At 70.2% G+C, this 26,174-nt stretch carries 22 protein-coding genes and 1 pseudogene; 12 read left to right on the top strand and 11 right to left on the bottom strand.

What is annotated here, in order from left to right; translation table 11 throughout:
• Positions 1 to 159: 159 nt before the first annotated feature.
• The 4 genes from malQ (at position 160) to alc (ending at position 4,900) form a co-directional block, all read left to right on the top strand.
• Positions 160 to 2,316 carry a 4-alpha-glucanotransferase gene (malQ, locus tag ACIBB8_RS19595; protein WP_398953708.1) on the top strand — a complete coding sequence of 719 codons (2,157 nt, stop codon included), beginning with the start codon at positions 160 to 162 and terminating at the stop codon, positions 2,314 to 2,316.
• A 20-nt stretch (positions 2,317 to 2,336) separates the two neighbouring features.
• A complete protein-coding gene (locus ACIBB8_RS19600) occupies positions 2,337 to 2,567 on the top strand; it encodes a hypothetical protein (RefSeq protein ID WP_366692272.1) in 231 nt (76 codons plus the stop codon).
• A 201-nt stretch (positions 2,568 to 2,768) separates the two neighbouring features.
• Positions 2,769 to 3,689, top strand: coding sequence for a LysR substrate-binding domain-containing protein (locus ACIBB8_RS19605; protein WP_398953710.1), 921 nt, complete (start codon positions 2,769 to 2,771; stop codon positions 3,687 to 3,689).
• A 65-nt stretch (positions 3,690 to 3,754) separates the two neighbouring features.
• Positions 3,755 to 4,900, top strand: coding sequence for an allantoicase (gene alc, locus ACIBB8_RS19610; RefSeq protein ID WP_398953712.1), 1,146 nt, complete (start codon positions 3,755 to 3,757; stop codon positions 4,898 to 4,900).
• Between the two features lie 129 nt (positions 4,901 to 5,029).
• Here the strand turns inward: alc and pepN (ACIBB8_RS19615) are convergent, their stop codons facing one another.
• On the bottom strand, positions 5,030 to 7,606 hold the full coding sequence (pepN, locus tag ACIBB8_RS19615) for an aminopeptidase N (RefSeq protein WP_398953714.1): 2,577 nt from the start codon (positions 7,604 to 7,606) through the stop codon (positions 5,030 to 5,032).
• Between the two features lie 114 nt (positions 7,607 to 7,720).
• Here pepN (ACIBB8_RS19615) and ACIBB8_RS19620 point away from each other — a divergent pair, with 114 nt between their 5' ends.
• Complete coding sequence (locus ACIBB8_RS19620; RefSeq protein ID WP_398953716.1) at positions 7,721 to 8,227, top strand: DUF1203 domain-containing protein; 507 nt, start codon at positions 7,721 to 7,723, stop codon at positions 8,225 to 8,227.
• 82 nt (positions 8,228 to 8,309) lie between these two features.
• On the opposite strand, the gene ACIBB8_RS19625 is transcribed toward ACIBB8_RS19620, so the two are convergent.
• From ACIBB8_RS19625 to pepN (ACIBB8_RS19640), 4 genes and pseudogenes are all read right to left on the bottom strand, one after another.
• Entirely contained in the window at positions 8,310 to 9,338 is a 1,029-nt protein-coding gene (locus ACIBB8_RS19625; protein ID WP_398953718.1) for an aspartate-semialdehyde dehydrogenase, read from the bottom strand.
• A 218-nt stretch (positions 9,339 to 9,556) separates the two neighbouring features.
• Positions 9,557 to 12,853: a S8 family serine peptidase gene (locus ACIBB8_RS19630; protein WP_398953720.1), complete on the bottom strand. Its 3,297-nt coding sequence runs from the start codon at positions 12,851 to 12,853 to the stop codon at positions 9,557 to 9,559.
• A 169-nt stretch (positions 12,854 to 13,022) separates the two neighbouring features.
• Positions 13,023 to 14,061 (bottom strand): annotated as a pseudogene (locus ACIBB8_RS19635) (hypothetical protein).
• A 161-nt stretch (positions 14,062 to 14,222) separates the two neighbouring features.
• On the bottom strand, positions 14,223 to 16,844 hold the full coding sequence (pepN, locus tag ACIBB8_RS19640; protein ID WP_398953722.1) for an aminopeptidase N: 2,622 nt from the start codon (positions 16,842 to 16,844) through the stop codon (positions 14,223 to 14,225).
• 131 nt (positions 16,845 to 16,975) lie between these two features.
• Here pepN (ACIBB8_RS19640) and ACIBB8_RS19645 point away from each other — a divergent pair, with 131 nt between their 5' ends.
• On the top strand, positions 16,976 to 17,623 hold the full coding sequence (locus tag ACIBB8_RS19645; RefSeq protein WP_398953724.1) for a DsbA family protein: 648 nt from the start codon (positions 16,976 to 16,978) through the stop codon (positions 17,621 to 17,623).
• A gap of 50 nt (positions 17,624 to 17,673) precedes the next feature.
• Here ACIBB8_RS19645 and ACIBB8_RS19650 read toward each other — a convergent pair whose 3' ends face one another.
• Positions 17,674 to 18,207: a DUF4240 domain-containing protein gene (locus tag ACIBB8_RS19650; protein WP_398953726.1), complete on the bottom strand. Its 534-nt coding sequence runs from the start codon at positions 18,205 to 18,207 to the stop codon at positions 17,674 to 17,676.
• An 82-nt stretch (positions 18,208 to 18,289) separates the two neighbouring features.
• On the opposite strand from ACIBB8_RS19650, the gene ACIBB8_RS19655 reads away from it, so the two are divergent.
• Entirely contained in the window at positions 18,290 to 18,748 is a 459-nt protein-coding gene (locus ACIBB8_RS19655) for a GNAT family N-acetyltransferase (protein ID WP_398953728.1), read from the top strand.
• Here ACIBB8_RS19655 and ACIBB8_RS19660 read toward each other — a convergent pair.
• The gene (locus ACIBB8_RS19660; RefSeq protein ID WP_398953731.1) at positions 18,735 to 19,943 is read right to left on the bottom strand and encodes an MFS transporter; all 1,209 of its coding nucleotides are present in this window, start codon (positions 19,941 to 19,943) and stop codon (positions 18,735 to 18,737) included. The two genes, ACIBB8_RS19655 and ACIBB8_RS19660, sit on opposite strands and share 14 nt — an antisense overlap.
• A gap of 61 nt (positions 19,944 to 20,004) precedes the next feature.
• Here ACIBB8_RS19660 and ACIBB8_RS19665 point away from each other — a divergent pair, with 61 nt between their 5' ends.
• Positions 20,005 to 21,021: an ArsR/SmtB family transcription factor gene (locus tag ACIBB8_RS19665; RefSeq protein WP_398953733.1), complete on the top strand. Its 1,017-nt coding sequence runs from the start codon at positions 20,005 to 20,007 to the stop codon at positions 21,019 to 21,021.
• 72 nt (positions 21,022 to 21,093) lie between these two features.
• On the opposite strand, the gene ACIBB8_RS19670 is transcribed toward ACIBB8_RS19665, so the two are convergent.
• Complete coding sequence (locus tag ACIBB8_RS19670; RefSeq protein WP_398953735.1) at positions 21,094 to 21,498, bottom strand: ATP-binding protein; 405 nt, start codon at positions 21,496 to 21,498, stop codon at positions 21,094 to 21,096.
• Between the two features lie 234 nt (positions 21,499 to 21,732).
• Between ACIBB8_RS19670 and ACIBB8_RS19675 the strand changes: the two genes are divergently transcribed.
• Positions 21,733 to 22,584, top strand: a complete 852-nt coding sequence (locus ACIBB8_RS19675) for a helix-turn-helix domain-containing protein (protein ID WP_398953737.1) — start codon at positions 21,733 to 21,735, stop codon at positions 22,582 to 22,584.
• The gene (locus ACIBB8_RS19680; protein ID WP_398953739.1) at positions 22,584 to 22,790 is read left to right on the top strand and encodes a DUF397 domain-containing protein; all 207 of its coding nucleotides are present in this window, start codon (positions 22,584 to 22,586) and stop codon (positions 22,788 to 22,790) included. The genes ACIBB8_RS19675 and ACIBB8_RS19680 overlap by 1 nt, the downstream gene beginning before the upstream one ends.
• On the opposite strand, the gene ACIBB8_RS19685 is transcribed toward ACIBB8_RS19680, so the two are convergent.
• Both ACIBB8_RS19685 and ACIBB8_RS19690 read right to left on the bottom strand, forming a co-directional pair.
• Positions 22,780 to 23,619 (bottom strand): MOSC domain-containing protein, encoded by an 840-nt coding sequence (locus ACIBB8_RS19685; RefSeq protein ID WP_398953741.1) that lies wholly within the window; start codon positions 23,617 to 23,619, stop codon positions 22,780 to 22,782. The two genes, ACIBB8_RS19680 and ACIBB8_RS19685, sit on opposite strands and share 11 nt — an antisense overlap.
• Complete coding sequence (locus tag ACIBB8_RS19690; protein ID WP_398953743.1) at positions 23,616 to 24,266, bottom strand: CatB-related O-acetyltransferase; 651 nt, start codon at positions 24,264 to 24,266, stop codon at positions 23,616 to 23,618. Before ACIBB8_RS19690 ends, ACIBB8_RS19685 begins: the two co-directional genes overlap by 4 nt.
• On the opposite strand from ACIBB8_RS19690, the gene ACIBB8_RS19695 reads away from it, so the two are divergent.
• Positions 24,265 to 24,456, top strand: coding sequence for a hypothetical protein (locus tag ACIBB8_RS19695; RefSeq protein ID WP_398953745.1), 192 nt, complete (start codon positions 24,265 to 24,267; stop codon positions 24,454 to 24,456). The two genes, ACIBB8_RS19690 and ACIBB8_RS19695, sit on opposite strands and share 2 nt — an antisense overlap.
• A 59-nt stretch (positions 24,457 to 24,515) precedes the next feature.
• Positions 24,516 to 25,388: an alpha/beta fold hydrolase gene (locus tag ACIBB8_RS19700; RefSeq protein ID WP_398953747.1), complete on the top strand. Its 873-nt coding sequence runs from the start codon at positions 24,516 to 24,518 to the stop codon at positions 25,386 to 25,388.
• A 120-nt stretch (positions 25,389 to 25,508) separates the two neighbouring features.
• On the opposite strand, the gene ACIBB8_RS19705 is transcribed toward ACIBB8_RS19700, so the two are convergent.
• A complete protein-coding gene (locus ACIBB8_RS19705) occupies positions 25,509 to 26,150 on the bottom strand; it encodes a superoxide dismutase (RefSeq protein ID WP_398953749.1) in 642 nt (213 codons plus the stop codon).
• Positions 26,151 to 26,174 lie beyond the last annotated feature (24 nt).

The raw sequence follows: 26,174 nt of genomic DNA on the forward strand, positions 1-26,174 counted from the left end.
ACCAGCGAGCCGACCGCCCCCGGCACCGCGGGGGGCACGGAGTCCCCAGGAGTCTGAATGGGCCTGTCCCGGCTCGCCGCACTGCACGGCGTCGCCCCACTGACCAGCGAGCCGACCGCCCCCGGCACCGCGGGGGGCACGGAGTCCCCAGGAGTCTGAATGGGCCTGTCCCGGCTCGCCGCACTGCACGGCGTCGCCACCTCCTACTCCCCGTCCGCGGATGTCACGGTGACCGTCCCCGACGACACGGTGATCACCGTGCTCGCCGCGCTGGGCGTGGACGCCGCCACACCCGAAGCGGTACGGGAATCACTCGCCGCCGCCGAGTCGGCGGCCGCCTCCCGGCTGCTCCCGCCGACGCTCGTGGTGTGGACCGGGGAGCCCCTGCCGCCCGCCCTGACCGCACTGAGCCCCGGCACCACACTGGACATCGAGCCCGAGGGAGCGGCCGGATCGCCCCGGCCGCCACGGATGAGGGTGCCGGGCGGACAGCGGGATCCGGCCGTTTCCGCGGTGAGCACGGCCACCCCCGCCTGGTGGGCCGAACCCCCGCTCGGCGTCCACCGGTTGACCGTGCGCACCCAGCACGGCCGGTCCGCCACCACCACTCTGATCGTCGCCCCCGCCCGGGTGCCCCAGCCGCCCCGGCGCACCCATGGCTTCCTCGTCCAGCTCTACTCCCTGCTCTCCGGGCGCTCCTGGGGCATGGGCGACCTCGGCGACCTCGCCGACCTCGCCGCCTGGTCGGGCCGGACCCTCGGCGCCGGGTTCGTCCAGGTCAATCCGTTGCACGCCGCTGTACCGGGCAGACCCACCGACCCGTCCCCGTACCGCCCCTCCTCGCGCCGCTTCCCCGACCCCGTCCATCTGCACATCGAGTCGATTCCGGAGTACGGGCACGTGCGGGACCGGGCCGCCCTCGACGACCTGCGGCACAGTGCCGAAGCCCTCAGCGAGGCGGTCCTGGACAAGGGCGCCCTGATCGACCGGGACGCCGTCTGGGAACTCAAGCGCCAGGCTCTCGAACTCGTGTCGGAGGTCCCGCTGACCCCCGGCCGCCGCGCCGCCTACTGCGACTTCCTCGCCGAGCAGGGGCAGGCCTTGGAGGACCACGCCCTGTGGTGCGCCCTCGCCGAGGTGCACGGCTCCGACTGGCACGCCTGGCCGCCCGGGCTGCGCGACCCGCGCTCCCCGCAGACCGCCCGCGCCCGCGGCGAACTCCTCGACCGGCTCGACTTCCACTGCCGGCTCGCCTGGCTGACCGACACGCAGCTCGGCGCCGCCCAGAGCGCTGCGCGGGACGCCGGGATGGCGGTCGGCATCGTCCACGACCTCGCCGTCGGCGTGCACCCCGGCGGCTCCGACGCCTGGGCGCAGCAGGACGCCTTCGCGCACGGCATGTCGGTCGGCGCACCCCCGGACGCGTTCAACGCCCGCGGCCAGGACTGGGGGCTGCCCCCGTGGCGCCCCGACGTCCTCGCCGCGTCCGGCTACGCCCCGTACCGCGGACTGCTCCGCGGTCTCCTCGCCCGCGCCGGCGCCCTGCGCATCGACCACGTCATGGGCCTCTTCCGGCTCTGGTGGGTTCCCGAGGGAAAGCCGCCGACCGAGGGCACATACGTCAGTCATGACGCCGAGGCGATGCTCGCCGTCCTCGCCCTGGAGGCGCACCTGGCCGGCGCGGTCGTCATAGGGGAGGATCTCGGCACGGTCGAACCCGGCGTACGCGAAGCACTCGCCCGGCGCGGAGTGCTCGGCACGTCCGTGCTCTGGTTCGAGCGCGACTGGGCGGGCACCGGCCGCCCGCTGCCCCCGCAGGACTGGCGCGAGGGATGCCTGGCCACCGCCACCACCCACGACCTGCCGTCCACCGCCGCCCGGCTGACCGGCGACCACGTGACGCTCCGCCACCGCCTCGGCCTGCTCACCCGCACCCTGGAGCAGGAACAGACGGAGGACGCCTCCGACACCGCCGAGTGGCTCGCCCTGCTTGCCCGGCTCGGACTGCTCCCGGAGGGTGAGGGCGACGAGGAGGGCGCGGTCCGGGCCGTCCACCGCTTCCTGCTGCGCACCCCCGCACGCATGGCCGGCATCTGGCTCCCGGACACGGTCGGCGACCGCCGCCCGCAGAACCTGCCGGGCACCTGGGACCAGTACCCCAACTGGCGGCTGCCCATCGCCGACGCGGAGGGTCACCCGGTCACCCTGGAGGAGCTCACCGCATCCCCTCGCCTGCACCGCCTGATGGAGGTCCTCGACTCCGAGAGCAGTCGTCCGCGTCCCCGTACGGCACCCCCGGGCGCGCGCGGCTCCTGAGCGTTCGCTACGTTTGTGCCGTGGACAAGAAGAACGCAATGCGCACCGGCGCCGTGGCGGCCGGTACGACGCTGATGATGCTGCTCATGTCGTCCCCCGCGCTTGCGCTGACGCGTGACGACGGTGACGACCCGGGCCCCGGCCTGAGCGCGATCGACACGATCGGCCTGTACGTCGTGGCCCCCATCGCTCTGTTCGTGATCATCACGGGCCTGGTCATGCTTCTGGACAAGTCCAAGAAGCAGGTCTGACCCCCCGGTTGCGCAGCGCCAGAACTGCGTAGCCCCACCAGTGCTGCCCCAGGGCGCCTCCACGTGCGTAAGACCGACCGGCACGGTCGGTCTAAGACACGTTGGGGCGCCCTGGTGTGCGTTCCGGCGGAGCACCCTTCCTCGTCATTGAGTTCTGCTGCACAAACGGGCCGGGTCCGCGGCGGCGGATAATGTGCGGACATGACCGAGTGGGACATCAAGAAGCTCCGGATTCTGCGCACGCTGAGCGAGCGCGGGACCGTTACGGCGACGGCCGAGGCGCTGCTGATGACCCCCTCCGCGGTGTCCCAGCAGCTCTCCAACCTGGCCAAGCAGCTGGGCGTGCCCCTGCTGGAAGCACAGGGCCGACGCGTCCGGCTCACCGATGCCGCACACCTCGTACTCCGCCACGCCGAAGCGGTCTTCGCCCAACTGGAACGCGCCGACGCCGAGTTGACCGGCTACCTGCGGGGCGAGGCGGGGGAGGTGCGGGTCGGCGCCTTCTCGACGGCAGTGCCCGCCCTCGTCGTACCGGCGGTCCGGCTCCTGCGCGCCGACGACCGGCCGGGACCGTCGGTGCGGGTACGGGAGGCGGAGGCCGCGGAGGCGTACGAACTCCTGTCGGCCGGCGAAGCCGACCTCGCGCTCTCCCTCGCCGCGCACGCACCGACCGCCCACGACCCTCGCTTCACTCTCCTTCCCCTGCTGACCGACCCGCTCGACGTCGCCCTCCCCGCCGGTCACCGGCTCGCGGACGCGCCAGGGCTCCGGCTGGCCGACCTCGCCGCCGAACCGTGGATCTTCGGCGGCTCGGGCCCCTGGTCGGAGATCACCACGGCCGCGTGCGAGGCAGCCGGGTTCGTGCCGGAGCAGGCGCACAGCGCCGCCGGGTGGACCGCGATCCTCGCCATGGTCGAGGCGGGCATGGGGGTCGCTCTGATCCCGCGGATGGCATCGGCGGAACGCCGCAAGGGTGTGGTGATGCGCGTTCTGGAGGAGGACCTGCCCAGGCGCCATGTGGTGGCGGCGGTGCGGCAGGGGGCGGAGGAGGGCCCGGCGGTGGCCCGGGTCCTGGCCGCACTCGAACAGGTCAGCGCGGCCCGCGCCAATACATTCAGCTGAGCTGAAGGAATTGTGCGAAAACTTTCGATGGACCTGATGGTTCATTCGGCGCGACAGTTACCCACATGACCTTTGACGCGAACGAGACCATTGCCTCGGACAACGACCCCCACGCCAACGACGCGGCCCCGTACGGCGGAGGCGACCCCTACGCCGACTACCGCACCGGCGACTTCCCCTTCACCGAACTGGTGGACCTCGCCGACCGCCGCCTCGGTGCGGGCGTGATCGCCGCGAACGACGAGTTCTTCGCCGAGCGCGAGAACCTGCTGATCCGCGAGCGCGCCGTGTTCGACCCCGAGCACTTCGGGCACAAGGGCAAGATCATGGACGGCTGGGAGACCCGCCGCCGCCGGGGCACCGACGCCGCACACCCGTTCCCGGCACCCGAGGACCACGACTGGGCCCTCGTCCGCCTCGGTGCCCCCGGCATCATCCGCGGCATCGTGGTCGACACCGCCCACTTCCGTGGCAACTACCCGCAGCGCGTCTCGATCCAGGCGACGTCGGTCGAGGGCGCACCCAGCCCCGCCGAACTCCTCGCCGACGACGTGAAATGGGAGGAGATCGTCCCGCCGACCCCCGTACGGGGCCACGCCGCCAACGGGTTCGAGATCACCGGCGGCCGCCGCTACACCCACATCCGCCTCTGCCAGCACCCCGACGGGGGCATAGCCCGCCTCCGCGTCCATGGCGAGGTCCTCCCCGACCCCACGTGGCTGGCGACCCTCGGCACGATCGACCTGATCGCGGTGGTCAACGGCGGCGCCTACGAGGACGCCTCGGACCGCTTCTACTCCTCACCGACCCAGATCATCCTGCCCGGCACTTCCCGCAAGATGGACGACGGCTGGGAGAACCGCCGCCGCCGCGTACGCGACACGAACGACTGGGTCCGCTTCCGCCTGGTCGCCCAGGGCGCGGTCCGCGCGGTCGAGATCGACACGGCCTGCCTCAAGGGCAACGCGGCCGGCTGGATCGCCCTCCAGGGCCGCAACGGCGAGACGGGTGAATGGTTCGACATCATCCCCCGCACCGAGCTCCAGCCCGACACTCTCCACCGCTTCCCCCTGCGCGCCCAGGCCGTGGTCACTCACGTCCGCCTCGACGCGTTCCCGGACGGCGGCGTGGCCCGCATGCGCCTGCACGGCACGCTCACGGAATCGGGAGCGGCCGAACTGGCCACCCGCTATGAGGAGTCGGGCGCGTAGCCCCACCCCCTACCGCTCCCGCCCGGCGACCGGCTGCGCAACACGCACGCCCCCCGGGGGACGCGAAAGAGGCACGCAAAGGGGGCGCTCCCCGAAGGAAGCGCCCCCACTGCTCAGCTGCTGCTACTGCTACGCGGTCGCCGCTGCCGCGTCCGCCGCCTGGGCCTTCAGCGCGCGCTCCACGCCTGCCCGCGACTCGGAGATCAGCCGGTGCAGTGCCGCGTTCGGCTCCGCCGAGTCCAGCCAGGCGTCCGTCGCTTCCAGGGTCTCCTGCGAGACCTGGAGGGACGGGTAGAGGCCGACGGCGATCTGCTGGGCCATCTCATAGCTGCGCGAGTCCCAGACGTTCTTCACTGCTGCGAAGAACTTCTCGGCGTACGGGGCCAGCAGCTCGCGCTGGTCGGTCTGGACGAAGCCGCCGATGACCGCCTCCTGGACGGCGTTCGGAAGCTTGTCCGACTCGACGACCGAGGCCCATGCCTCCGCCTTCGCCTCGGCCGTGGGGCGTGCCGCGCGGGCGGTCGCCGCGTGGCGTTCGCCGGCGGCCGTCTTGTCGCGCTCGTACTCGGCGGCGATCTCGTCCTCGTCCAGCAGGCCGACCGCGGCAAGTCGCTCGACGAACGCCCAGCGCAGCTCGGTGTCGACGACGAGGCCCTCGATCGTCTCCGTGCCGTTGAGCAGCGCCTGGAGCAGGTCGAGCTGCTGCGGGTTGCGGGCCGTTGCCGCGAGTGCGTGGGCCCAGGCGAGCTGGTGGTCGCTGCCGGGCTCCGCGGCGCGCAGGTGGGCGAGGGTCGCCTCGGTCCAGTGCGCCAGTGCCGCCTCGCGGGACTCCGGCGCCGCGTACAGGTCCAGGGCCAGCTTCACCTGACGGTGCAGCGACTGGACGACGCCGATGTCCGACTCCTTGCCGATGCCGGACAGGACGAGCGAAAGGTAGTCGCGCGTGGCCAGCTCTCCGTCACGGGTCATGTCCCAGGCGGAGGCCCAGCACAGGGCGCGCGGCAGCGACTCGGTGAAGTCGCCGAGGTGCTCGGTGACGACCCGCAGGGACTCCTCGTCGAGGCGGACCTTCGCGTACGACAGGTCGTCGTCGTTGAGGAGGATGACCGCCGGACGGGCGGTGTTCGCCGGGAACGGGACGGTGGTGCGCTCACCGTCGACGTCCAGCTCGATCCGGTTCGTACGGACCAGCTTGCCGGAGTCGTCGAGGTCGTAGCAGCCGATCGCGATCCGGTGCGGGCGCAGCGTCGACTCGCCCTTGGCGCCGGCGGGCAGCGCCGGGGCCTCCTGAAGGACGGTGAACGACGTGACATGACCGTTCCCGTCGGTGGTGACCTCCGGGCGCAGGATGTTGATGCCCGCCGTCTCCAGCCACGCCTTCGACCAGGTCTTCAGGTCGCGGCCGGAGGTCTTCTCCAGCGCGCCCAGCAGGTCGGACAGGCGGGTGTTGCCGAACGCGTGCGCCTTGAAGTACGCCTGGACGCCCTTGAAGAACTCGTCCATGCCGACGTACGCCACCAGCTGCTTCAGGACCGAGGCGCCCTTGGCGTACGTGATTCCGTCGAAGTTGACCAGCACGTCGTCCAGGTCACGGATGTCCGCCATGATCGGGTGCGTGGACGGCAGCTGGTCCTGGCGGTAGGCCCAGGTCTTCTCGCTGTTGGCGAACGTGGTCCAGGCGTTCGGCCACTTCGAGCCCTCCGCGTACGCCTGGCAGGCGACCGAGGTGTACGTGGCGAACGACTCGTTCAGCCACAGGTCGTTCCACCACTCCATGGTGACGAGGTCGCCGAACCACATGTGCGCCAGCTCGTGCAGGATGGTCTCCGCGCGCCGCTCGTACGCCGCGTCCGTCACCTTCGAGCGGAACACGTACTGGTCGCGGATGGTGACCGCGCCCGCGTTCTCCATCGCGCCCGCGTTGAACTCCGGGACGAACAGCTGGTCGTACTTGGCGAACGGGTAGTCGCAGTCGAACTTCTCCTGGAACCAGTCGAAGCCCTGCCGCGTGACGTCGAAGATCGCGTCCGCGTCGAGGAACTCGGCGAGCGAGGGACGGCAGTAGATGCCGAGCGGAACGGACTGACCGTCCTTCTCGTAGCTGCTGTGCACCGCGTGATACGGACCGACGATCAGGGCCGTGATGTACGTCGAGATGCGCGGCGTCGGCTCGAAGACCCAGACGTCGTCCTTGGGCTCCGGGGTGGCGGAGTTCGAGATGACCTTCCAGCCCGTCGGCGCCTTCACAGTGAACTGGAAGGTCGCCTTCAGGTCGGGCTGCTCGAAGCTCGCGAACACCCGGCGGGCGTCCGGCACCTCGAACTGCGTGTACAGGTACGCCTGCTGGTCGACCGGGTCGACGAAGCGGTGCAGGCCCTCGCCGGTGTTGGTGTACGCGCAGTCCGCGACGACCCGCAGCTCGTTGGCGCCCGCCTGCAGGTGCGGCAGTGCGATCCGCGAGTCGCGGAAGACGGCGGCCACGTCCAGGGCCTTGCCGTTCAGTTCGACCTCGTGCACGGCCGGGGCGACCAGGTCGATGAAGGTCTCCGCACCGGCTTCGGCGGAGTCGAAGCGCACGGTGGTGACGGACCGGTAGGTGCCGCCCTCCTGTGCGCCGGAGAGGTCGAGATCGATCTCGTACGCGTCCACGGTCAGCAGGCGCGCCCGCTCCTGTGCCTCTTCGCGGGTCAGATTCGTGCCAGGCACCCGGTCATCTCCTTGGTATGCGATGTTTCCCGGCCATCCTTCCACGCGGAACGCACGCAACGCTATGTCCGTTTTCCGCCGGACCCCGGCGGTGCCACGCGCGACGCTCGAACCATGACCGTTTACGAGGCACGTCCCATCGAACCTGCTGTCCTCAAAGAGCTCCGCGACACCGACGACGCGGGCCATCCCTGCGTCCCGTACATCGAGCGGGAAGGCGGCAGCCCGCTGCGTTGCTGTCTGCGGGGCGTCGAGCCGGGGGAGCGGATCGCCCTCGTCTCGTACGCGCCGCTGCGCCGCTGGGCGGCCGCGACCTGGGCCAGGCCCGGGGCGTACGACGAGCAGGGCCCCGTCTACATCCACGCCGAGGAGTGCGAGGGCCCAGCGGCGGACGGGGAGGGCTATCCGTTCGCCCGGGTCGGCGCGCTGCGCACGGTCCGCCGCTACGACGCGGAGGGCCACATCGTCGGCGGCCGTCTGCTGGAGATCCCCGCCGACCCGTCGCGCGGCTTCGACGAGGCGTTCGCGGAGGCGTTCGCCGACCCGGAGGTGGCGTTGGTGCACGTCAGGGCCGTCGAGTACGGCTGCTTCCAGTTCGAGGTCCGCAGGCCGCAGGGCTGACGGGGGAGGGAGAGAGGGACGGACAAAGGGATCGGCGGGCACCGTGCCGGGTGCCCGCCGATCCCTTTGTCCGTGCGACGCGTCAGCCGTTCAGCTCCGCCGCGACGAGCTCCGCGATCTGCACCGCGTTCAGCGCCGCGCCCTTGCGCAGGTTGTCACCGGAGACGAAGAGCGCCAGCCCGTTCTCCACGGTCTCGTCGACCCGGATACGGCCCACGTACGACACGTCCTGACCGGCCGCCTGGAGCGGGGTCGGGATCTCCGAGAGCTCGACGCCCTCGGCGTCCTTCAGCAGCTCGTAGGCGCGCTCGACGCCGATCGGGCGGGCGAAGCGGGCGTTGATCTGGAGGGAGTGGCCGGAGAAGACCGGGACCCGGACGCAGGTGCCGGACACCTTGAGCTCCGGGATCTCCAGGATCTTGCGGGACTCGTTGCGGAGCTTCTGCTCCTCGTCGGTCTCGAACGAGCCGTCGTCGACGATCGCGCCGGCCAGCGGCAGCACGTTGAAGGCGATGGGCCGCTTGTAGACGGCCGGCTCGGGGAACTCGACGGCGTCGCCGTCGTGGGTGAGCTTGTCGGCGTCGGCGATCACCTTGGACGCCTGCCCGTGCAGCTCGGCGACGCCGGCCAGACCGGAGCCGGAGACCGCCTGGTAGCTGGTGACGACCAGCGCGTCGAGGCCGGCCTCGACGTGCAGCGGGCGCAGCACGGGCATCGCGGCCATCGTGGTGCAGTTCGGGTTCGCGATGATGCCCTTGGGACGGTTCTTGATCGCGTGCGGGTTGACCTCGGAGACGACGAGCGGGACCTCGGGGTCCTTGCGCCATGCGGAGGAGTTGTCGATCACGACGGCGCCCTGGGAGGCGACCTTCTCGGCGAGCGCCTTGGAGGTCGCGCCACCGGCGGAGAACAGGACGATGTCCAGACCCGTGTAGTCCGCCGTCGAGGCGTCCTCGACCGTGATCTCCTGGCCTTCCCACTCGATCGTGGAACCTGCGGAGCGCGCGGAGGCGAAGAGCCGCAGCTCGTCGGTCGGGAACTTCCGCTCGGCCAGGATCCTGCGCATGACTGTGCCGACCTGACCGGTGGCGCCGACGATTCCGACCTTCACAGGGACTCCTTCAAACGTACGAACTGGCGCGGTTGCCGTTCCATGATGCGTGTGTCCACGGCTTCCTTGTCCAATCCATTGTCCGGCAGCCGGACAGCGGGCGCGGATCGAACGTTTCGCGGCGCCCCGGCGGCAGCGGGGGATCACGGCCGGGAACGGGAAAGGGCGGGCGCCCCTGCGGGCGCCCGCCCCCTCTCGGTATCACTGCACAGCAACCGCTACGGCGTGACCTTCTCGATCACGACGCTGCCGGTGCCCGCCGCGGTGCCGCGGCTGTTCACCAGCCGGACCTCGCCGAAGAACTGACGTCCCTCGGGAGCCGCACCGGCGACGACGACGTCGGCGCCGACCGTCGTCGAAGCGCCGTTGGCCAGGTTGACGGCCTTCGACTCGTCGACCTTGAGCGTGCCGAGCGACGGCGTGTAGTACACGTCGCGGTAGTTGTACGTGGTGGTCCCGGCCGGGACCGAGTAGCCGTCGACGCGAATCGTGTACGTACCCGCGGCGGGCTTCACCAGGCTGACCGCTTCCTCCGAGCCTGCGCTCGTGGAGGCGCCGACCTGGTTGCCGTCCTTGAGGACGTACAGGTCCAGGTCGGCGTTGGCGTCCGAGGTGCCGCCGATGGCGACGTCCAGCTTTTCGACGCCCTCACCGATGGTGACGGTGGTGATCTGCTGGTCCTTCGTCTTGATCGACGGGGTGGCGACCTTGGCCGAGCCCAGCGAGCCGCCCTTGAGCTTGCCCGCCAGGTCGCCCGCACCGTTGGTGGCGGTCCAGCTCACCGCGGTCGGCGTGCCGATCTTCGCCTCGGGCAGCGTCTGCACGGCCGGGTCGAAGGACGCGCCGAGCAGGGAGACATCGAGCTTGAACGGGTTGTCCAGCAGCGGCGACGTGCGCCGTGCCTCGACCTCGATCTCCCAGACACCGGCCTGCGGGTCGGCGTACGAGCGCACGTCGGGGCGGCAGGTGTTGGCCGGGTTTTCGTAGTTCGGGTAGCAGAACGGCGTTCCGCTGTTCTCCATCTGCACCCCGTACGGGTGGATGGAGATGAACCGCGTCTGGCTGCCCGAGCGCAGGGCGCTCATCGCGACCTCAAGGGTCTTGGCGCCGTCCGGCACGTTCACGAAGTACGACGTGGTGCCGTTGCGCTGCACCGAGCCGGATGCCGTGAACGCGTAACCCGGCTTCACCAGGTCGTTGGAGACGATGACCGTGGCGAGGATCTGCTGGTCCACACCGACGGTCTTCGCGTCATCGACCTGCAGGATCGCGCTGTGCACGCCCGCGCTGCCCGGCTTCGCCTGGACCTTGACGGTCACCGGCTTGCCCAGCGGCAGCGAGATGGCACTGCTGCCGGTGAGCGCGAAGGTGCCGTCGTTGTTCTTCCAGGACAGCTGGTGCGTGACGGCCTTGTCCGGGCCCGTGGTGCGGGTGACCGTGACGTCGTACGACTTCGTCTGGCCGGCCTTGAGGCCGCCCTCGCGGTCGTACAGGCCGGTACCGAAGCCCGGGGTCTCCAGCGCGAAGTCGATCGCCGTGTCGACCGGGGCCTTCACGGAGTACTCGTGCGCCGGGGCCCCCTGCTTCGCGATCAGCTTCCAGGCATCGACGATGTTGATCAGACCGGCACCCTGGGCGTGCGCGGGCACACCCTCGATGTGCGTGGCGCTGCTGGTCAGCGCGGTGCGCAGGTCGGCCGGCGGCAGCTCGATGTGCTGCTGCTTCGCGGCGGACAGCAGCAGCGCGGTCGCACCGGCGGCCTGCGGCGAGGCCATCGAGGTGCCCTGCAGCATGGAGTAACCGGCCGGCAGGTCGTAGCCCGCCTCCTTGACCGGGCCGCCGGGCAGCCACGTCTGAGTGCTGTTGATCGCGGCACCCGGGGCCGTCAGGGTCGGCGTGAAGCCGCCGTCCTCACGCGGACCGCGCGAGGAGAACGGCATCATGTCGTACTTCTTGGTGACGTTCGAGCCGTAGTTGGCGGCCCACGTCTCCTTGGAGACGGACGCACCGACGGAGATGACGTGATCGGCGAGGCCGGGGTCGCCGATGGTGTTGACACCCGGGCCGTTGTTCCCGGCCGAGATGACCAGTTGGACGCCGTACATGTCGATGAGCCGCTTGTAGAGCCTTGCGCGGGCGTTGTTGCCGTCGTTGAGCGCCGGCAGGCCACCGATCGACATGTTGACGACATCGACACCGCGGTTCACGACGAGGTCGGTCATGCCCTCCATGAGCGCGATGTTGGTGCAGCCGCCGGTCCAGGTGCAGGCGCGCGAGGAGACGATCTGCGCGCCGGGCGCGGCACCGTTCATCTTGCCGCCGAACAGCCCGTTGGCGGCGGTGATGCCGGCGACGTGGGTGCCGTGCTCGCTCTCGATGACACCGATGTTGACGTAGTCGGCCTTGTCGCCGGCCGCGTTGTACACGACGTTCTTGCGGGTCTCGACGACGAACGGGATGCGCTCGACGACATCGGTCGCCGGATCGTCCGTGCCGAAGTAGCCGACCTGGTGGCCGTCCTTGTACGGCTTCATGACGGCGTCGTCTCTGAAGTCCGCGTCGTTGTTCAGGTCGACACGGACGGTGCCGGCGACCGGGTCGTAGAGCACGGCCCAGACGTCGGTGGTGTCGCCGTCCCGGTTCAGGTCGCCGGCCATGTCGCCACCCTTGGTGGCGGCCTCGGAGAAGAGCTGGATCTTGTACGAGCCGTCCGGCGCCGAGTAGGTGCGGCCGCCGATGGTGAAGGTCGGGCCGGTCACCGAGGCGGTCATCCGCAGCCAGGTGCCGTCGCGGTCGCTGACCGGGTCGGTGGCCGTCACCCAGTCGACGATCTTGCGCTCGCCGGTGGTGGTCTTCTGGAGCGCCGGGTGACCGAGGTCGACACCCGAGTCCAGGATGCCGATGGTCACGCCGCGGCCGTCGGCCTTCGGGTGCTCCTTCACGAAGTCGACCGCACCCGTCTCGAAGGACGGGTTGTACGGGTTCTTCGCCGGCGTCTTGCTGCTGGGCGCCGGGTAGGTGCCCGTGGACGCCGTCGTCGCCCCGGCGGCCCGGTCGCCCGAGGGCGTCGGGTCGTCGAGCATGATCTCCTGCTTGAGATCGATGCCTTGGACGGACGTCAGCTTCGAGGCCGCCTTGATGGTCGCCTCGGCGGTCTCGGTCGGTACGGTCGCGCGGACATAGCCGAGCTTGTCGTACGTACGTCCCAGCACGGACCCCTTGACGGCTTCCAGCTGCTCGGTGACCTGCTCGGTCGCACCGGGCGCGGTGGCGATCATCATGGTGACGTTCTTCTCGCCCTTGGCTTCCGCCTTGGTCAGAAGATCGGCATCGGCCGCACCGAGCTTGTCGCTGTCGGCAGCTGCCTTCACGGGGGCGGTGGCCGGGTCGTCGGCGGCGAAGACCGGGGCGGCACCGGAGGCGGCCAGCGCGGCCACCAGACCGGCAGCGGCCGCGACTCGGGCCACGCGTCTCGCCCCGGATATGGAACTGGGGGATTCGGAGGTCATCAGCATCCCTGTATGTGAAAGAGAAAGTCCGGAATTCGATACCGGATGACCGCTCAGCCTTTCGCAAATGGCAGGGGTTTGTGGAGGGTTGGTGTGTCCCGAGTTGCCGTGGTGGCGTAATTCCGCCAACGGGGCTGATGCGCCACGAGGGTCGAATCCGGTGATAACTCCCGTATCACCGGGGCAGGATGACCACATACTCTGCGGGGGCACGGTCGGCGGCCGCCATCAGCGCGGTACGCACCACGGTCGCCTGCTGCTCCGGTGCGTCCTGGAGCCTCTTCGGTGTGAGGCGGACGACGGTGATGCCGAGCCCTTCCAGATGCTCCCGCTCGGCGGCGTACCCGGACCACTCGGCGTCGAGGCCGGCCCGACGCCGGTCGTCGTCGAGCGGGCTGTGCCGGGGCACCCCGGTGTCGAGGTCGACGGCGACCGCCTCGTTGGGCCAGTAGGCATCCACCCCGCCCAGATGCGGCCCGCCCGGCAGCCGGAGGTCCACGTTCCACAACGGCTCCGGCAGGTCGTACGTCCGCACCATCTCGTACAACCGGCACTCCGCCGACGCCCGCCCCTCGCGGTCAACGAGTCCACGGCGTGCACGACGTAAGCCCGGCCCAGGAGCTTGGCGCGGCTCAACTCCCTTACCACAGAAGCCGGCTCGCACAGCCCGCTACGGACCGCCTCGGTGAGCAGCCGGTGCGCGGCGGAGGCGTCCCCGGTCCCGGCGACCGCGTCCGCGAGTGCCCGCGCCACGGGGGCCACCGGCAGCCCGGCGAGCCGGACCGGGCTGGGCAGCTCCGCCGTCCGCACCACGTGCGCGTACCGGGCGGACCGCAGCCGCCGGGTACGGGGCACCAGAACGTCGATCCGGTCGAGCGAGTCCAGCGGCGGCGCGACGGAGAACCCGTACAGGGCGAGCGCGGCCAGCCCGGTGACCATGCCTTCGCCGTACCCGGTCTCCGCCGCGCCGCGCCGCGCCGCCGTCCGGCGTACAGCAGGGCGGACCGCAACCGCTCCTCACCGGTGGGTGGCCCCGGGTGCAGCACATAGACACCGGGCAGCGGCTGCTGCCACGGGCCACCGTCCCGACACCGTGCGGCGGCGCGGGCAGGGGACACTCCGTGAGCCTTCAACTCCTCGACGGAGAGCACGCGTTGCTCCACGTGGGCGGGGAGGCGGACGGGGCGGGCGGAGAGCGGGGCGTTCTGGGTCATGTTCCGGGGTATGCCGCACGCCGGCGTGCGGCATACCCCCTGTTACACGCCCGTCGACGATTCAGGACAAGCCCGCCCCGAAGGACGGGAGTTCGACAACCGAAAAGGCACGATCCCGCCCCTGACGTCCCCGTGCCCGCCTCCGTCCGCCCCGTGCACGGTCAGAACCGGCCGCCGGCCCCCGCGTCACACGCCTGCGCCCGCAACGCCCGAGCCAGATCGTCCCGGGCCTCCAGCACCAGCCGACGCAGCGCGGGCGCCGCGTCCGCGTGCGCCTCCAGCCACGCATCCGTGGCCGCCAGCGTCGGCTCGTCGTCCTGCAGTGCCGGGAACAGCCCCTTCACCACAGCCATCCCGATCTGGATCGACCGCTCGGCCCACACCCGCTCGATCGCCTCGAAGTACCGGGCCGTGTAGGGCGCCAGCAACTCCCGCTGCGACGGCTGCTCGAACCCGGTGATCGTCGCCTCCACCAGCGCGTTGGACAGCGCGTCCGACTCCACCACCGCCGCCCACGCCTGTGCCTTGACCGCCGCCGACGGCCGGGAGGCCAGGCACCGCACGTGGTGCCGCTTGCCGGACGCCGTGTCGTCCCGGGCCAGTTCGGCATCGATCACCGACTCGTCGGCGACCCCGTGCGCAGCCAGCGGGGAAAGGAACGCCCACCGCAGCTCCTGGTCGACCTCAAGCCCGTCGATCCGCGCGGACTCCCCCAGCAGCGAGGACAGCAGCTGGAAGTCCGCGTCCGAGTCCGCGACCGCCGCGAAGAACCGCGCCCACGCCAGCTGGTGCTCGCTCCCCGGCGCGGCGATCCGCAGCTCCCGCAGCGCGCCTTCGGCCAGCGCCCGGCCGCCCTCCTCGCGCCACCCGGGGGCGGCATAGTGGACGAGCGCGGTCTGGGTCCAGGCATGCAGCATCTGCAGGACGCCGATGTCGGACTCCTGGCCGGAGAATTCCAGCACGAGCGAGATGAAGTCGCGGGCCGGCATCAGCCCGTCCCGCGTCAGGTTCCACAGCGCGGACCAGCACAGCGCCCGCGCCAGCGGGTCGGTGATGGCACCGAGGTGCGCGCGCAGCGTGTCGAGGGACGCCTCGTCGAAGCGGACCTTGCAGTACGTGAGGTCGTCGTCGTTGACGAGGATCAGCTCGGGCCGCTCGGCCCCGGCCAGCGCCTCGACCACTGTGCGCGCCCCCGCCACGTCCACCTCGGCGCGCGCGTACCGCACCAGGTCGCCGTTCGACCTGCGCCGGTACAGGCCGACCGCGACCCGGTGCGGCCGCAGCTCCGGGTGCGACTCGACCGCCTCCTGGAGCACGGCCAGCTCCGTGATGCGGTCCGCCGCGTCGTACGTCACCACCGGCGTCAGCGAGTTCACGCCCGCCGTCTGCAGCCACGACCGCGACCAGGTGACCATGTCCCGCCCGGACGTCTCGGCCAGCACCGACAGCAGGTCGCCCAGCTGGGTGTTCCCGTACGCGTGCTTCTTGAAGTAGCGCCGGGCGCCCTCCAGGAACGCGTCCCGCCCGGCGTACGCCACCAGCTGCTTCAGCACCGAGGCGCCCTTGGCGTACGTGATGCCGTCGAAGTTCAGCTTGGCGTCCTCCAGGTCACGGATGTCCGCCGTGATCGGGTGCGTGGACGGCAGCTGGTCGGCGCGGTACGCCCAGGACTTGCGGTTGTTGGCGAAGGTGATCCAGCCGTTCTCGAAGCGGGTCGACTCGACCATGGCGAAGACGCCCATGAAGTCGGCGAACGACTCCTTCAGCCACAGGTCGTCCCACCACTGCATGGTGACGAGGTCGCCGAACCACATGTGCGCCATCTCGTGCAGGATGACGTTGGCCCGGCGCTCGTACGACGCCTGCGTCACCTTGCCGCGGAAGATGTACTCCTCGCGGAACGTGACACAGCCCGGGTTCTCCATCGCGCCGAGGTTGTACTCGGGCACGAACGCCTGGTCGTACTTGCCGAACGGGTACGGGTAGTCGAAGTTGTCGTGGAAGAAGTCCAGACCCTGCTTGGTGACGAGGAAGATGTCGTCCGCGTCGAAGTGCCGGGCGAGCCCCTTGCGGCAGAGGGCGCCGAGCGGGATGTCCAGCGTCGTGCCGTCGTCGAACGTACGGCTGTAGGAGTCCGTCACATAGTGGTACGGGCCGGCGACGACCGCCGTGATGTACGTGGAGATCGGCTTCGTCTCGGCGAACCGCCAGACACCGCCGTCCCGGGACTTCTCCGACCCGTTGCTCCAGACCGTCCAGGCCTCGGGCGCCGTCACCTCGAAGCGGAAGGGTGCCTTCAGGTCGGGCTGCTCGAAGTTCGCGAAGACGCGCCGCGCGTCGGCCGGCTCGTACTGCGTGTAGAGGTAGACCTCGCCGTCCTCCGGGTCGACGAACCGGTGCATGCCTTCGCCGGTCCGGCTGTACGCGCACTGCGCGTCGACCACCAGGACGTTCTCGCCCTCCGGCAGATCGTTCAGTGCCACCCGCGTTCCGTCGAAGACGACGGCGGGGTCGAGCGCCTGACCGTTCAGGGTCACCGACGTCACGCTCGGCGCCAGCAGGTCGGCGAAGGTCGACGCCCCCGCCCGCGCGGTGCGGAACCGGATCGTGGTCACCGAGCGGAAGGTCCGCGGATCGGCCGGCTGCTCCCCGCCGCCGTCCCCGGCGCTGCCACCGGGCTCGTCGATCGCGGAACGCACGTCGAGCACGACGTCGTATCCGTCGACGGTCAGCAGTTCGGCCCGCTCGTGGGCCTCGTCGCGGGACAGGTTCTGACCGGGCACAGGTGCACTCCTTTGTGTCACGTTCGAATGCTTTGATCCTCCCACGCGCGTTCCGGCCCGGTGGCCGGGAATGACGGGGACGTTCCGCGGCGTTCTCGGGCACAGGTGCGATTGCCCTCTTGAGGAGAGACATGTCTGAGAACAGCCCGGTGAACGGCAGGACCCCCGCCGATTTCTGGTTCGACCCGCTCTGCCCCTGGGCCTGGATGACCTCCCGCTGGATGCTGGAGGTGGAGAAGGTCCGCGACGTCGAGGTCCGCTGGCACGTGATGAGCCTGGCCGTTCTCAACGAGGACAAGCTCGACGAGCTGCCGGAGGAGTACCGCGACCTGCTGGAGAAGGCGTGGGGCCCGGTCCGCGTCGTCATCGCCGCCCAGCAGAAGCACGGCGACGACATCGTCGGCCCGCTGTACACCGCGCTCGGCACCCGCTTCCACAACCAGGGCGAGGATCCCACCCGTGAGGCGATCGTGGGAGCGCTCACGGACGTCGGCCTGCCGGCCGAGCTGGCGGACTTCGCGGACTCGGACGTGTACGACGCCGAGCTGCGCGCCTCCCACAAGGAGGGCATCGACAAGGTCGGCCAGGACGTCGGCACCCCGGTCATCGCCGTCCCGGGCTCGGACGGCGAGCAGATCGCCTTCTTCGGCCCGGTCGTCACCCCCGCCCCGAAGGGCGAGGACGCGGCGAAGCTGTGGGACGGCACGCTGATGGTGGCGTCGATCCCCGGCTTCTACGAGATCAAGCGGACCAGGACACAGGGCCCGATCTTCGACTGATCCACGCGGTGCGGGGTCCGGCCGCCGTCCTGACCCCGCACCGCTCCGCCTCACGCGTAGAGCGCGTCCAGCTTCGGTAGCCGCAGCGCCACCCGCTCCGCGTCGTCGAAGTCGAAGTTCCACTCCGGGTCCAGGGCGGGGTAATCGATCGTGAACGAGCCGCCAGGCAGGTCCGTACCCGTCGCCGCCCGATGCGCGTCCCAGGCGATCCCGAGCATCCGCTCGCACTCCACCTCTTCTCCCTCGGGCGCTGCGGCCCTGATCTCCGGCAGCTCCGCCAGCGCGTCCGGATCGGCGACGACCCGCTCGAACACCTCACGCCCCTGCGCTATCAGCCATCCCCGGAAGTATTCGAAACCGTCGTCGGAACAGCCGCCGTTGATCGTGTACGCCGCAGCCCAGAGAGGCGCCCGGTAGGAAGCGGCCATCAGATCCCAGAACAGTTGCTGCGCGGCGACGATCTCGTGCAGGGACCGGGCGGCCAGCAGCGCGGAGGCCCGCTCGACGACGGCCTCGGCGTCCGCCGGGTCGGCGACCTGGGTGCGGGCGTCATCGATCAGATTCCAGAAGTCCGTCGTGTCCATACGGTGCAGCATGCCGGGGAGGTCTGACAGTCTCGGGTAAGGCGAGCTCCCGAGGGAGCCGAGGGAAGGGAGTCCGGCGGACATGAAGGTACGACCGGCGCAGCGGTTCGAGGCCGGGGCGCTGACCGAGCTGGCCCTGGCATCGAAGGCCCACTGGGGCTACGACGAGGCGTTCCTCGCCGCCTGCCGCGACGAACTCACCATGCACCCGGCCGACATGGACCGCCGTCGCACGACGGTCGCCGAGGAGGACGGCCGAGTCCTGGGCTTCACCACCCTGGACGGCGCCCCGCCCGAAGGTGCCCTCGGCATGATGTTCGTCGCCTCAGGCGCGCTGGGCCGGGGCATCGGCCGGTTCCTGTTCGAGCACACCATCACGGAGGCGCGCCGCCTCGGCTTCGTACGCCTCACCATCGACGCCGACCCGAACGCGGAACCCTTCTACCTCGCGATGGGCGCGGTACGGATCGGGGCGACCCCGTCCGGATCGATCCCCGGCCGTGAGCTGCCGCTGCTGGAAGTCGGCCTCACGTCGCACTGACCCCCTGCCGGGGCCCGGTAGCCTTCTCGACCGGTTCAGCAGTCCGACGCCCGGCCAGGGCAAGGGCCAGGGTGACCGAGAGAGAGGCCGTCGCCATCACGGTCATCGCGGTCCCCGGCGAGGTCCGCTGGGCGATGGCGCCCGCGAGCGCGGCCGCGACGCCCTGCATGGTGAGCATGCCGGAGGAGTGCAGACCGAGGGCCTGACCGGTGATCTCGCTCGGAGTCAGGGCCATCAGCCGCTCCTGCAACAGCAGACTCGCCGAGAACCCGACCGACGCGAGCGCGGCCAGAGCGAAGGCCAGGGGCAGCGCCGGACGCGCGGCGAAGAGCAGATACGGAGCGGCCAGGAGCAGCAGCATCGGCATGGCCAGCCGTCCCCGCCAGTGCTGCGCGACGAACCGGCCCGCCACAGTGTCCCCGACGAGCATCCCCAGCGCGGCGAAGGCGAAGAGGAGCCCCGCGTGCTTCGGGGAGTACGGGACGAACAGCGACTCGCAGCCGACGATCAGCCCGTTCGGCACCCAGAGCGCGAGATAGACGAGGCGGCGCGGGCCGGAGGACCATAGGACAGCGTTGGTCCGCCAGGTCTCGGCGGCCGACGGCCGTCCGGCGGCGCGCGGCGGACGGCACACCAGCCCGAACCGGGCGACGGCCGCACCAATGAGATACAGGGCGGCGGCCACCAGCAGCGTGCCACGCGCGGACAGCGCCGTCACCAGCAGCCCGCCGAGCGCGAACCCGCCGATCTGCATCAGGCCGACGCACATGTTGAGTACGGAACGCCCCAGCAGGTAACCGTCCTTGGGCAGGACCTCATTGAGCAGTCCGTACCGCACACCACCGCCCACCGCGGCGATCACACCCTCGACCAGGATGATCGCGAAGACGGTCGGCAGCGGAAGCCCGGGGACGGCGAGTACGGCGGTGGCCAGCCCGAAAGCGAGCGCCATGCCGGTCATCGCGGCCCGCGGCGGCAGCCGGTCCGCCGCCGACATCAGCACGGTCGCCCCGATCACCTGGGCGAGCGAGGAGCCGAACATGGACAGGGCGGCGAGCAGCGGCGATTCGGTCGCGGCATAGACGAGGGTGCCGAGGGCCAGCCCGCTCATCGTCGACCCGGCGACCTGTACGGCACTGGTCGCGAAGAGCGGTCCGAACTGAGGCGTTCGGAAGAGTTCCCGGTAGGTGCGCATGTGGGGAGTCTCAGTGGCCGCCCACGACGACCGTTACTGTTTCGCGCGGAGGCGAAACGTCATGGGCTGGTGGCAGATCAACACGGACACGCTCGCGGGGAGCCGGTTCGTCGTCTCGCCGCTCGCGGAGACCATCTCCGCCCTGAACGCCCTGGAAAGGGGACGGGCCGAGCACACCGGCGAACGGGCCTGGCTCGACGCTCATCTGCCCGCCTACCGGGCCCGGCAGGCCGCTGACCCGGTCGCCACCCGGCTCGTACCAGCGGCGCTCGGCGGCAGCTGGAACGCGGACTTCATCACCCCCACACCGACGGGCGAGGGCGCACCATCCTTCGAGGAGGAGCTGGCACCCGTCCGGGCGACCACGCCCGAGCGCGCCCGGGCAGACCTGGTGGTGTCCCTCGGCGGCGGACCCCTGCCGGCCCTCCTGGACCGCGACGACCTGGCACAGCGCGCCGCCGACGTACTGGACTGGGTCTGGCACCGGACCGTACTGCCGGACTGGCCGCGTCGTCGCCGGATCATCGAGGCGGACATCGTCGCGAGGACCGGACAGTTGAGCCAGGGCGGCTGGGCCGCCGCCCTGAGCGGGCTGCGTCCGGGAATGCGGTGGCTCGGCGGGAGCCGGCTCCAGATCAACGCGCACGACTACCCGCCGAAGCAACTGTCCGGTGCGCGGCTGCTGTTCGCCCCCGTCACCCAGCGCACCGGCTGGGTCTGCTGGGACGACGACGCCCAGCGGTACGCGGTCGTCTACCCCTGCTCGGGCGCCCTGGCCGACGCGGGGCGGGCGCGAGTGCCCGACAGCCTGGGCCGCCTGCTCGGCCCCGCGCGCGCGACGGTCCTCGTCCTCCTCTCCAGCCCGAAGAGCACCACTCAACTGGTGGCCCTGACCGGCCAGGGGCTGGGGTCGGTGGGCCGCCACCTCAAGGTCCTGCTGGACGGCGGCCTGGCCGGTCGCCGCCGGTCCGGTCGGTCGGTCCTGTACTTCCGTACGGAGGTGGGAGACGTGTTGGTGGAGGCCCAGCGGGAGGCCGTACGGAGACCCGCATCCAGATCAGCGCCTGCGTCGGGGTGACGGCGTTCTCGGCCTGCACGACGCCTCCCGCGACGGTGACCTCGCACCGCCAGGTGGTCTTGAGGAGCAGCCTCATGACAACTCCACCCGGCCGATGGCGAGATGGACCCAGACCGTCTTGCCGGGGTCGCGCGGCCGTACGCCCCACTTCTCGGCGATCGCATCAACGATGACCAGGCCCCGGCCGGAGAGGTCGTCGAGCGTGGGGGTACGGAGTTCGGGCATCCGCCACGGGTACGAGTCGGACACCTCCAGGACGAGCGTGCCGTTGCGGCGGCGTAAGCCGGGCTCGAAGTAGTCGCCGGTGCCCTTGGCGTGGTTGATGACGTTGGTGCTCAACTCACTGGTGACGAGGGTGGTTTCGTCGATGAGTCCGCCGAGTCTCCAGTCGGTCAGGATGCTTTCGACGTGGCGTCGAGCGGCGGGGACGGAGTCCCTGCGGGCCCGGAATCTCTTGGTGTGCGTGCGCCCGGACATGGGTCTCCCGAGGTCGGTGGGCAGGCGGGATCGTGGTCACTCAGTGCGCCCGATGGGCCACGCGTTGTGACGCATCCCACGCTAGAGCGAGAATCTACCTTCATGCAATCGAACGGCATCGAGAATTTGCATACCACTCTCGGTCTCAAGCGCCTGGCGTGTAGCGCCCGTTGCCATGCAAACTGGTCACACGCGGTAAGAGGAGGGGATATGCCCGCAGGTGGACGCCCTACTGTGCGCAGCAGGCGGCTCGGCGCGGCGCTCCGGAGATACCGGGAAGCGGCGAAGCTCGATCAGCAGCACGCTGCCGATCACATCGTGGGGTCGAAGGCTAAAATCAGCCGCGTCGAGGCCGGCCAGGTCTCGGCACGTCCCGGTGATGTTCGCCTGCTTCTGGAGCTGTACGGGGTGGAAGACCGCGCCGTGTACGTGCAGCTGGAAGAGTTGGCGCGGGCTTCCAACAAGCGTGGATGGTGGCTCAACTATGAATGGGCCGCCAAGCCGGAGTATGCCGACTTCCTTACGCTCGAATCCGACGCGACGTACATCCGTACCTGGCAACCGTTGTTCCTGCCCGGGCTTTTGCAGACGGACGACTACCTCAGGGCGTTGCTCGGTGCAGGCCTGAAGGTTCATACACCTGAGGCGATCGACGAAATGGTGGCCATTCGGCAGGAGCGCAGGAAGGCCATCGAGGAGCATGGCGCCCGGTTTGCGGCAGTCATATGGGAGCCTGCACTCACGGCACCGATGCCCTCCGTGAAAGCGCATCGCGACCAGCTCCTGCATATCTTGAACGTGGCTCAGCGCCAGAACATCAGTGTTCAGGTGCTCCCGGCCACGGAGTGGGAGGCCGCACACATGGCATCGCACTTCGTCATGTTCAACTTCGGTCCCGAACCCGCTCCGGAAGCGGTCGCTTTCGACAGCACGACGAGCACCGTCATCATCGAGGACCTTGAAGAGATGGCCACGCACGCGCAGATCTTCGAAGCCCTCAGATCGGCGGCGCTGACGCCCGCGCAGTCGCTCACTTTCTTGCGCGAGCACATTGCAAGCATCCCTGAGAGCGAGAAAGAACAGTAATGAGGAACCAGCAGATCGTCACCGAGTTCAAGAAGTCCAGCGCCTCGCAGGGAGGGCAGCAGGACTGCATCGAGGTCGCCCGCACCGCCGACGGTGGCCGCGCCGTCCGGGACAGCAAGAACCGTGACGGCGGGCTCCAGTTCTACGCCCCCGCCGGATGGGCCGCGTTCATCGACGGGGTGAAGGCCGGAGCCTTCACGGGCTGAGCCACTCCGCGACCTCGACCGTGTCCCCGACGGCCACCACGCCCTCGCACACCACCGCGTTCTTCGCGCCGAAGCTCACCTTGTTCTTGTACTCCGGCTCGCGCCGGTACGTCGCAAGGGTCCGGACCGGTTCCGGACCCGCGCGGCGGCCGGTGCGCTGGTCGACGAGCGGGACGTTGCACCGCATCGCCCGTACCGAATAGGCGAGTTCCACGGAACCGAGGGTCATCCGGCGCACCCGGTCCTCGAAGTGGGGTTCGTCGTTGCCGGTCAGGACGATGTTGGCGCGGAAGCGGTCCATCGGGACGGGCGCGGCGTCGCCCTGGGTGGCGATGCGGGCGTTGAGGCCGTCCAGGGAGGCCGTCGAGGAGACCAGCACCGCGTGGGCGTCCGCGAAGTTGACCTTGCCGGGGGTCTCGCCCCAGCCGTCCCGGTCGAAGCCCGGCGCCACCCGTACCAGGCGGGACTTCGCGCCGAGCGCGTCGGAGAACCATTCCGCGACCTCGTCCCCCTGATCGGCGGCCGCGCCGAGGGGGTGGCCGAACATGCTGACCTCGCGGCGCGGGCCGTCCCGGTCGACCTTCAGACGGAGCGGTTCGACGCCCTCGGCGGACAGGGCCAACGTCGCCCCGGATTCCAGGACTTCGACCCTGATTGCGGCCATCGAAGGATGCGTACGCTGACTGCGGAATGCGCCGTCCGCCGCGTCCACCACCATGAACGTCCGGTCGTGTTCGAGGCCGGTCCCGAGGACCTGTGCGGAATCGACCGTGGTGCCGGCGCAGCCCTTGACCGGGTAGTAGGTGAGTTCTCGAACGGTGATCGTCATGATGTCCCCTCCGGGGCAGCCGCTTCGAGGTCGTCGACGCTGCCGGACATGATGGTGCGGATGTGTCGGGTGAGGTGGTCGACGGGCCAGTCCCACCAGGCGACGGCGAGGAGCCGGGCAATGGTCTTCTCGTCGTAACGGGTGCGGATCAGCTTGGCGGGATTGCCGCCGACGATGCCGTAGTCGGGTACGTCACCGGTGACGACCGAGCCGGCGCCGATGATCGCGCCGTGCCCGATCCGTACGCCCGGCATCACCATGGAGTTGTATCCGAACCAGACGTCGTTGCCGACGACCGTGTCGCCCTGGCCCGGCAGCCCGGTCAGCAGGTCGAAATGCTCAGCCCACGAGCCGCCCATGGTGGGGAACGGAAAGGTGGACGGGCCGTCCATCCGGTGGTTGGCACCGTTCATGATGAACCGCACTCCGGTGCCCAGCGCGCAGAACTTCCCGATGACGAGCTTCTCCGGGCCGTAGTGGTACAGCACGTTGCGGGTCTCGAAAGCGGTCGCGTCGTCGGGGTCGTCGTAGTACGAGTAGTCGCCGACCTCGATCAGTTCGGACTTCACCAGGGGCTTCAGCTGGACGACCCGGGGCTGACTGGGCATCGGGTGCAGAACGCTGGGGTCGGCGGGAACGGAAGTCATGGCGCCCATCATCGCATTCACCTCACATGACGTGAGTTCCTTTTGGGAACTCGCTTCTGGCTTGCGGGGGGTACGCCGCTTCACCGAGCCCGTCGCAGCCGAGCCGACGTTGACCGCGACCGCTTTGCAGACCGTCGGCAGCAAGGGATGCGACGGGCTGATGATTGCGCTCGTCACCGGCGGCCGGTAGTCGAGGGGCGGGCGAAAACTCCTTCGACGCGGGTGACGGGACCCGTCAGGATGAGGCGCATGAGTTTGCACGTGGCTGACCCGGTTCGTATCGGTACGGAACAGCTGCCGGGAGGGAGGCGGCTGGGCTGGGCCGAGTGGGGGCCGGTGGACGGGGTGCCGGTGCTGCTGTCGCCGGGGGCGGCCACCAGCAGGCATCTCGGGTTCGGCGGCGAGACGATGGACGGCCTCGGCGTGCGGTTGATCTCGCTCGACCGCCCGGGACTGGGTGCCTCCTCGCCCCGGCCCGGCCGTACCTTCGGGGACTTCGCCGACGACATCCGCGCGTTCGCCGCCCTGCGCGGCCTGGGTCGGCCCCTGATGGTCGGTAACTCGCAGGGGGCGCCCTTCGCCCTCGGATGCGCCGCTGCCGGAGTGGTCGGCGCGCTCGCGCTGGTCTCCGGCGCGGACGAGATCGCAGCGCCGTGTTTCGCCGACGTGCTGCCGGGTGAACTGCGGCGCCTCGTCGACCTGGCGGTGTCCGACCCGGCCGCCGCCGAGAAGGTCTTCGCCGGGTTCACCCCGCAGGCGATGTGGGACATGGTCATGTCCGGCAGTCCCGAGTGTGACCTCGCCGTCTATCAGCAGCCCGCGTTCGCGGCCGCCTACCGGCGAGCGCTCGACGAAGCCTTCGCGCAGGGTGGCGACGGCTATGCCCGGGACACCGTCCTGGCCATGGGCCACTGGGGGATCGAACTGTCGGACATCGGCATACCGGTGGACCTCTGGTACGGGGAGAGGGACACCGGTCACTCGCCCGACCAGGGCGCCGAACTGGCCTCGCGCATCCCGGGCGCGGTCCGGCACCTGGTGCCGGATGCGGGCGGGGCGGTGCTCTGGACGCATGCCGAGCAGATGCTGAGCACGCTGCTGGGGCGCGCCGCAGGTCATTGAGTCGTCCGCCGTACAGAAGGACCCTCACCTGTCACGTCCAGGCGAGGGTCCCCCCTTCATCCGCCTGCCCGGTGAGGTTGAGAAGACGATCACGAGGCAGGACGTTCATGCGCCTCTCCGTCAGGGGGCGAGCAGCAGCACGTCGGCGCGCTCCTTGGCGGCCGCGTACCGCTTCGCCACGTCCTGCCAGTTGACGACACGCCACATGGCCTCGATGAAGTCGACCTTCTGGTTCTTGTACTGCAGGTAGAAGGCGTGCTCCCAGGCGTCGAAGACCAGGATCGGGACAGAGCCCTGGCCGACATTGCCCTGGTGGTCGTAGACCTGCTCGACGATCAGCTTTCCGCTCAGCGGCTCGTACGCGAGGACGCCCCAGCCGGAGCCCTGCGTGGTGGCCGAAGCCTTCGTCAGCTGGGACTTGAAGCCGACGAACGACCCGAACGACTCCGTGATCGCATCCGCGAGGTCACCGACACCGTCCGCCGCGAGGGGCTCGCCGCCGCCGTCACCGCTCATGTTGTGCCAGTAGATCGAGTGCAGGATGTGGCCGGAGAGGTGGAACGCCAGGTTCTTCTGCAGGCCGTTGATCGCTCCCCAGGCCTCCTTGGCGCGCGCCTCCTCCAGCTGCTCCAGAGTGTCGTTGGCGCCCTTGACGTAGGCGGCGTGGTGCTTGTCGTGGTGGAGCTCGATGATCTGCGGGTTGATGACCGGTTCGAGCGCCGCGTAGTCGTACGGGAGTTCCGGGAGCGTGTACGTGGCCATGGGGCGGACCCTCCAGCTGCTTTC

Source organism: Streptomyces sp. NPDC051286, from assembly GCF_044455345.1.
Classification (GTDB): domain Bacteria; phylum Actinomycetota; class Actinomycetes; order Streptomycetales; family Streptomycetaceae; genus Streptomyces.

What these genes read in the sequence shown, in the direction of transcription:
- malQ (WP_398953708.1), top strand. Translation starts at nt 160, where the DNA reads ATGGGCCTGTCCCGGCTCGCCGCACTGCACGGCGTCGCCACCTCCTAC.
- ACIBB8_RS19605 (WP_398953710.1), top strand. Translation starts at nt 2,769, where the DNA reads ATGACCGAGTGGGACATCAAGAAGCTCCGGATTCTGCGCACGCTGAGC.
- alc (WP_398953712.1), top strand. Translation starts at nt 3,755, where the DNA reads ATGACCTTTGACGCGAACGAGACCATTGCCTCGGACAACGACCCCCAC.
- ACIBB8_RS19620 (WP_398953716.1), top strand. Translation starts at nt 7,721, where the DNA reads ATGACCGTTTACGAGGCACGTCCCATCGAACCTGCTGTCCTCAAAGAG.
- ACIBB8_RS19630 (WP_398953720.1), bottom strand. Translation starts at nt 12,853, where the DNA reads ATGCTGATGACCTCCGAATCCCCCAGTTCCATATCCGGGGCGAGACGC.
- ACIBB8_RS19645 (WP_398953724.1), top strand. Translation starts at nt 16,976, where the DNA reads ATGTCTGAGAACAGCCCGGTGAACGGCAGGACCCCCGCCGATTTCTGG.
- ACIBB8_RS19650 (WP_398953726.1), bottom strand. Translation starts at nt 18,207, where the DNA reads ATGGACACGACGGACTTCTGGAATCTGATCGATGACGCCCGCACCCAG.
- ACIBB8_RS19655 (WP_398953728.1), top strand. Translation starts at nt 18,290, where the DNA reads ATGAAGGTACGACCGGCGCAGCGGTTCGAGGCCGGGGCGCTGACCGAG.
- ACIBB8_RS19660 (WP_398953731.1), bottom strand. Translation starts at nt 19,943, where the DNA reads ATGCGCACCTACCGGGAACTCTTCCGAACGCCTCAGTTCGGACCGCTC.
- ACIBB8_RS19665 (WP_398953733.1), top strand. Translation starts at nt 20,005, where the DNA reads ATGGGCTGGTGGCAGATCAACACGGACACGCTCGCGGGGAGCCGGTTC.
- ACIBB8_RS19670 (WP_398953735.1), bottom strand. Translation starts at nt 21,498, where the DNA reads ATGTCCGGGCGCACGCACACCAAGAGATTCCGGGCCCGCAGGGACTCC.
- ACIBB8_RS19680 (WP_398953739.1), top strand. Translation starts at nt 22,584, where the DNA reads ATGAGGAACCAGCAGATCGTCACCGAGTTCAAGAAGTCCAGCGCCTCG.
- ACIBB8_RS19685 (WP_398953741.1), bottom strand. Translation starts at nt 23,619, where the DNA reads ATGACGATCACCGTTCGAGAACTCACCTACTACCCGGTCAAGGGCTGC.
- ACIBB8_RS19695 (WP_398953745.1), top strand. Translation starts at nt 24,265, where the DNA reads ATGGCGCCCATCATCGCATTCACCTCACATGACGTGAGTTCCTTTTGG.
- ACIBB8_RS19690 (WP_398953743.1), bottom strand. Translation starts at nt 24,266, where the DNA reads ATGACTTCCGTTCCCGCCGACCCCAGCGTTCTGCACCCGATGCCCAGT.
- ACIBB8_RS19700 (WP_398953747.1), top strand. Translation starts at nt 24,516, where the DNA reads ATGAGTTTGCACGTGGCTGACCCGGTTCGTATCGGTACGGAACAGCTG.
- ACIBB8_RS19705 (WP_398953749.1), bottom strand. Translation starts at nt 26,150, where the DNA reads ATGGCCACGTACACGCTCCCGGAACTCCCGTACGACTACGCGGCGCTC.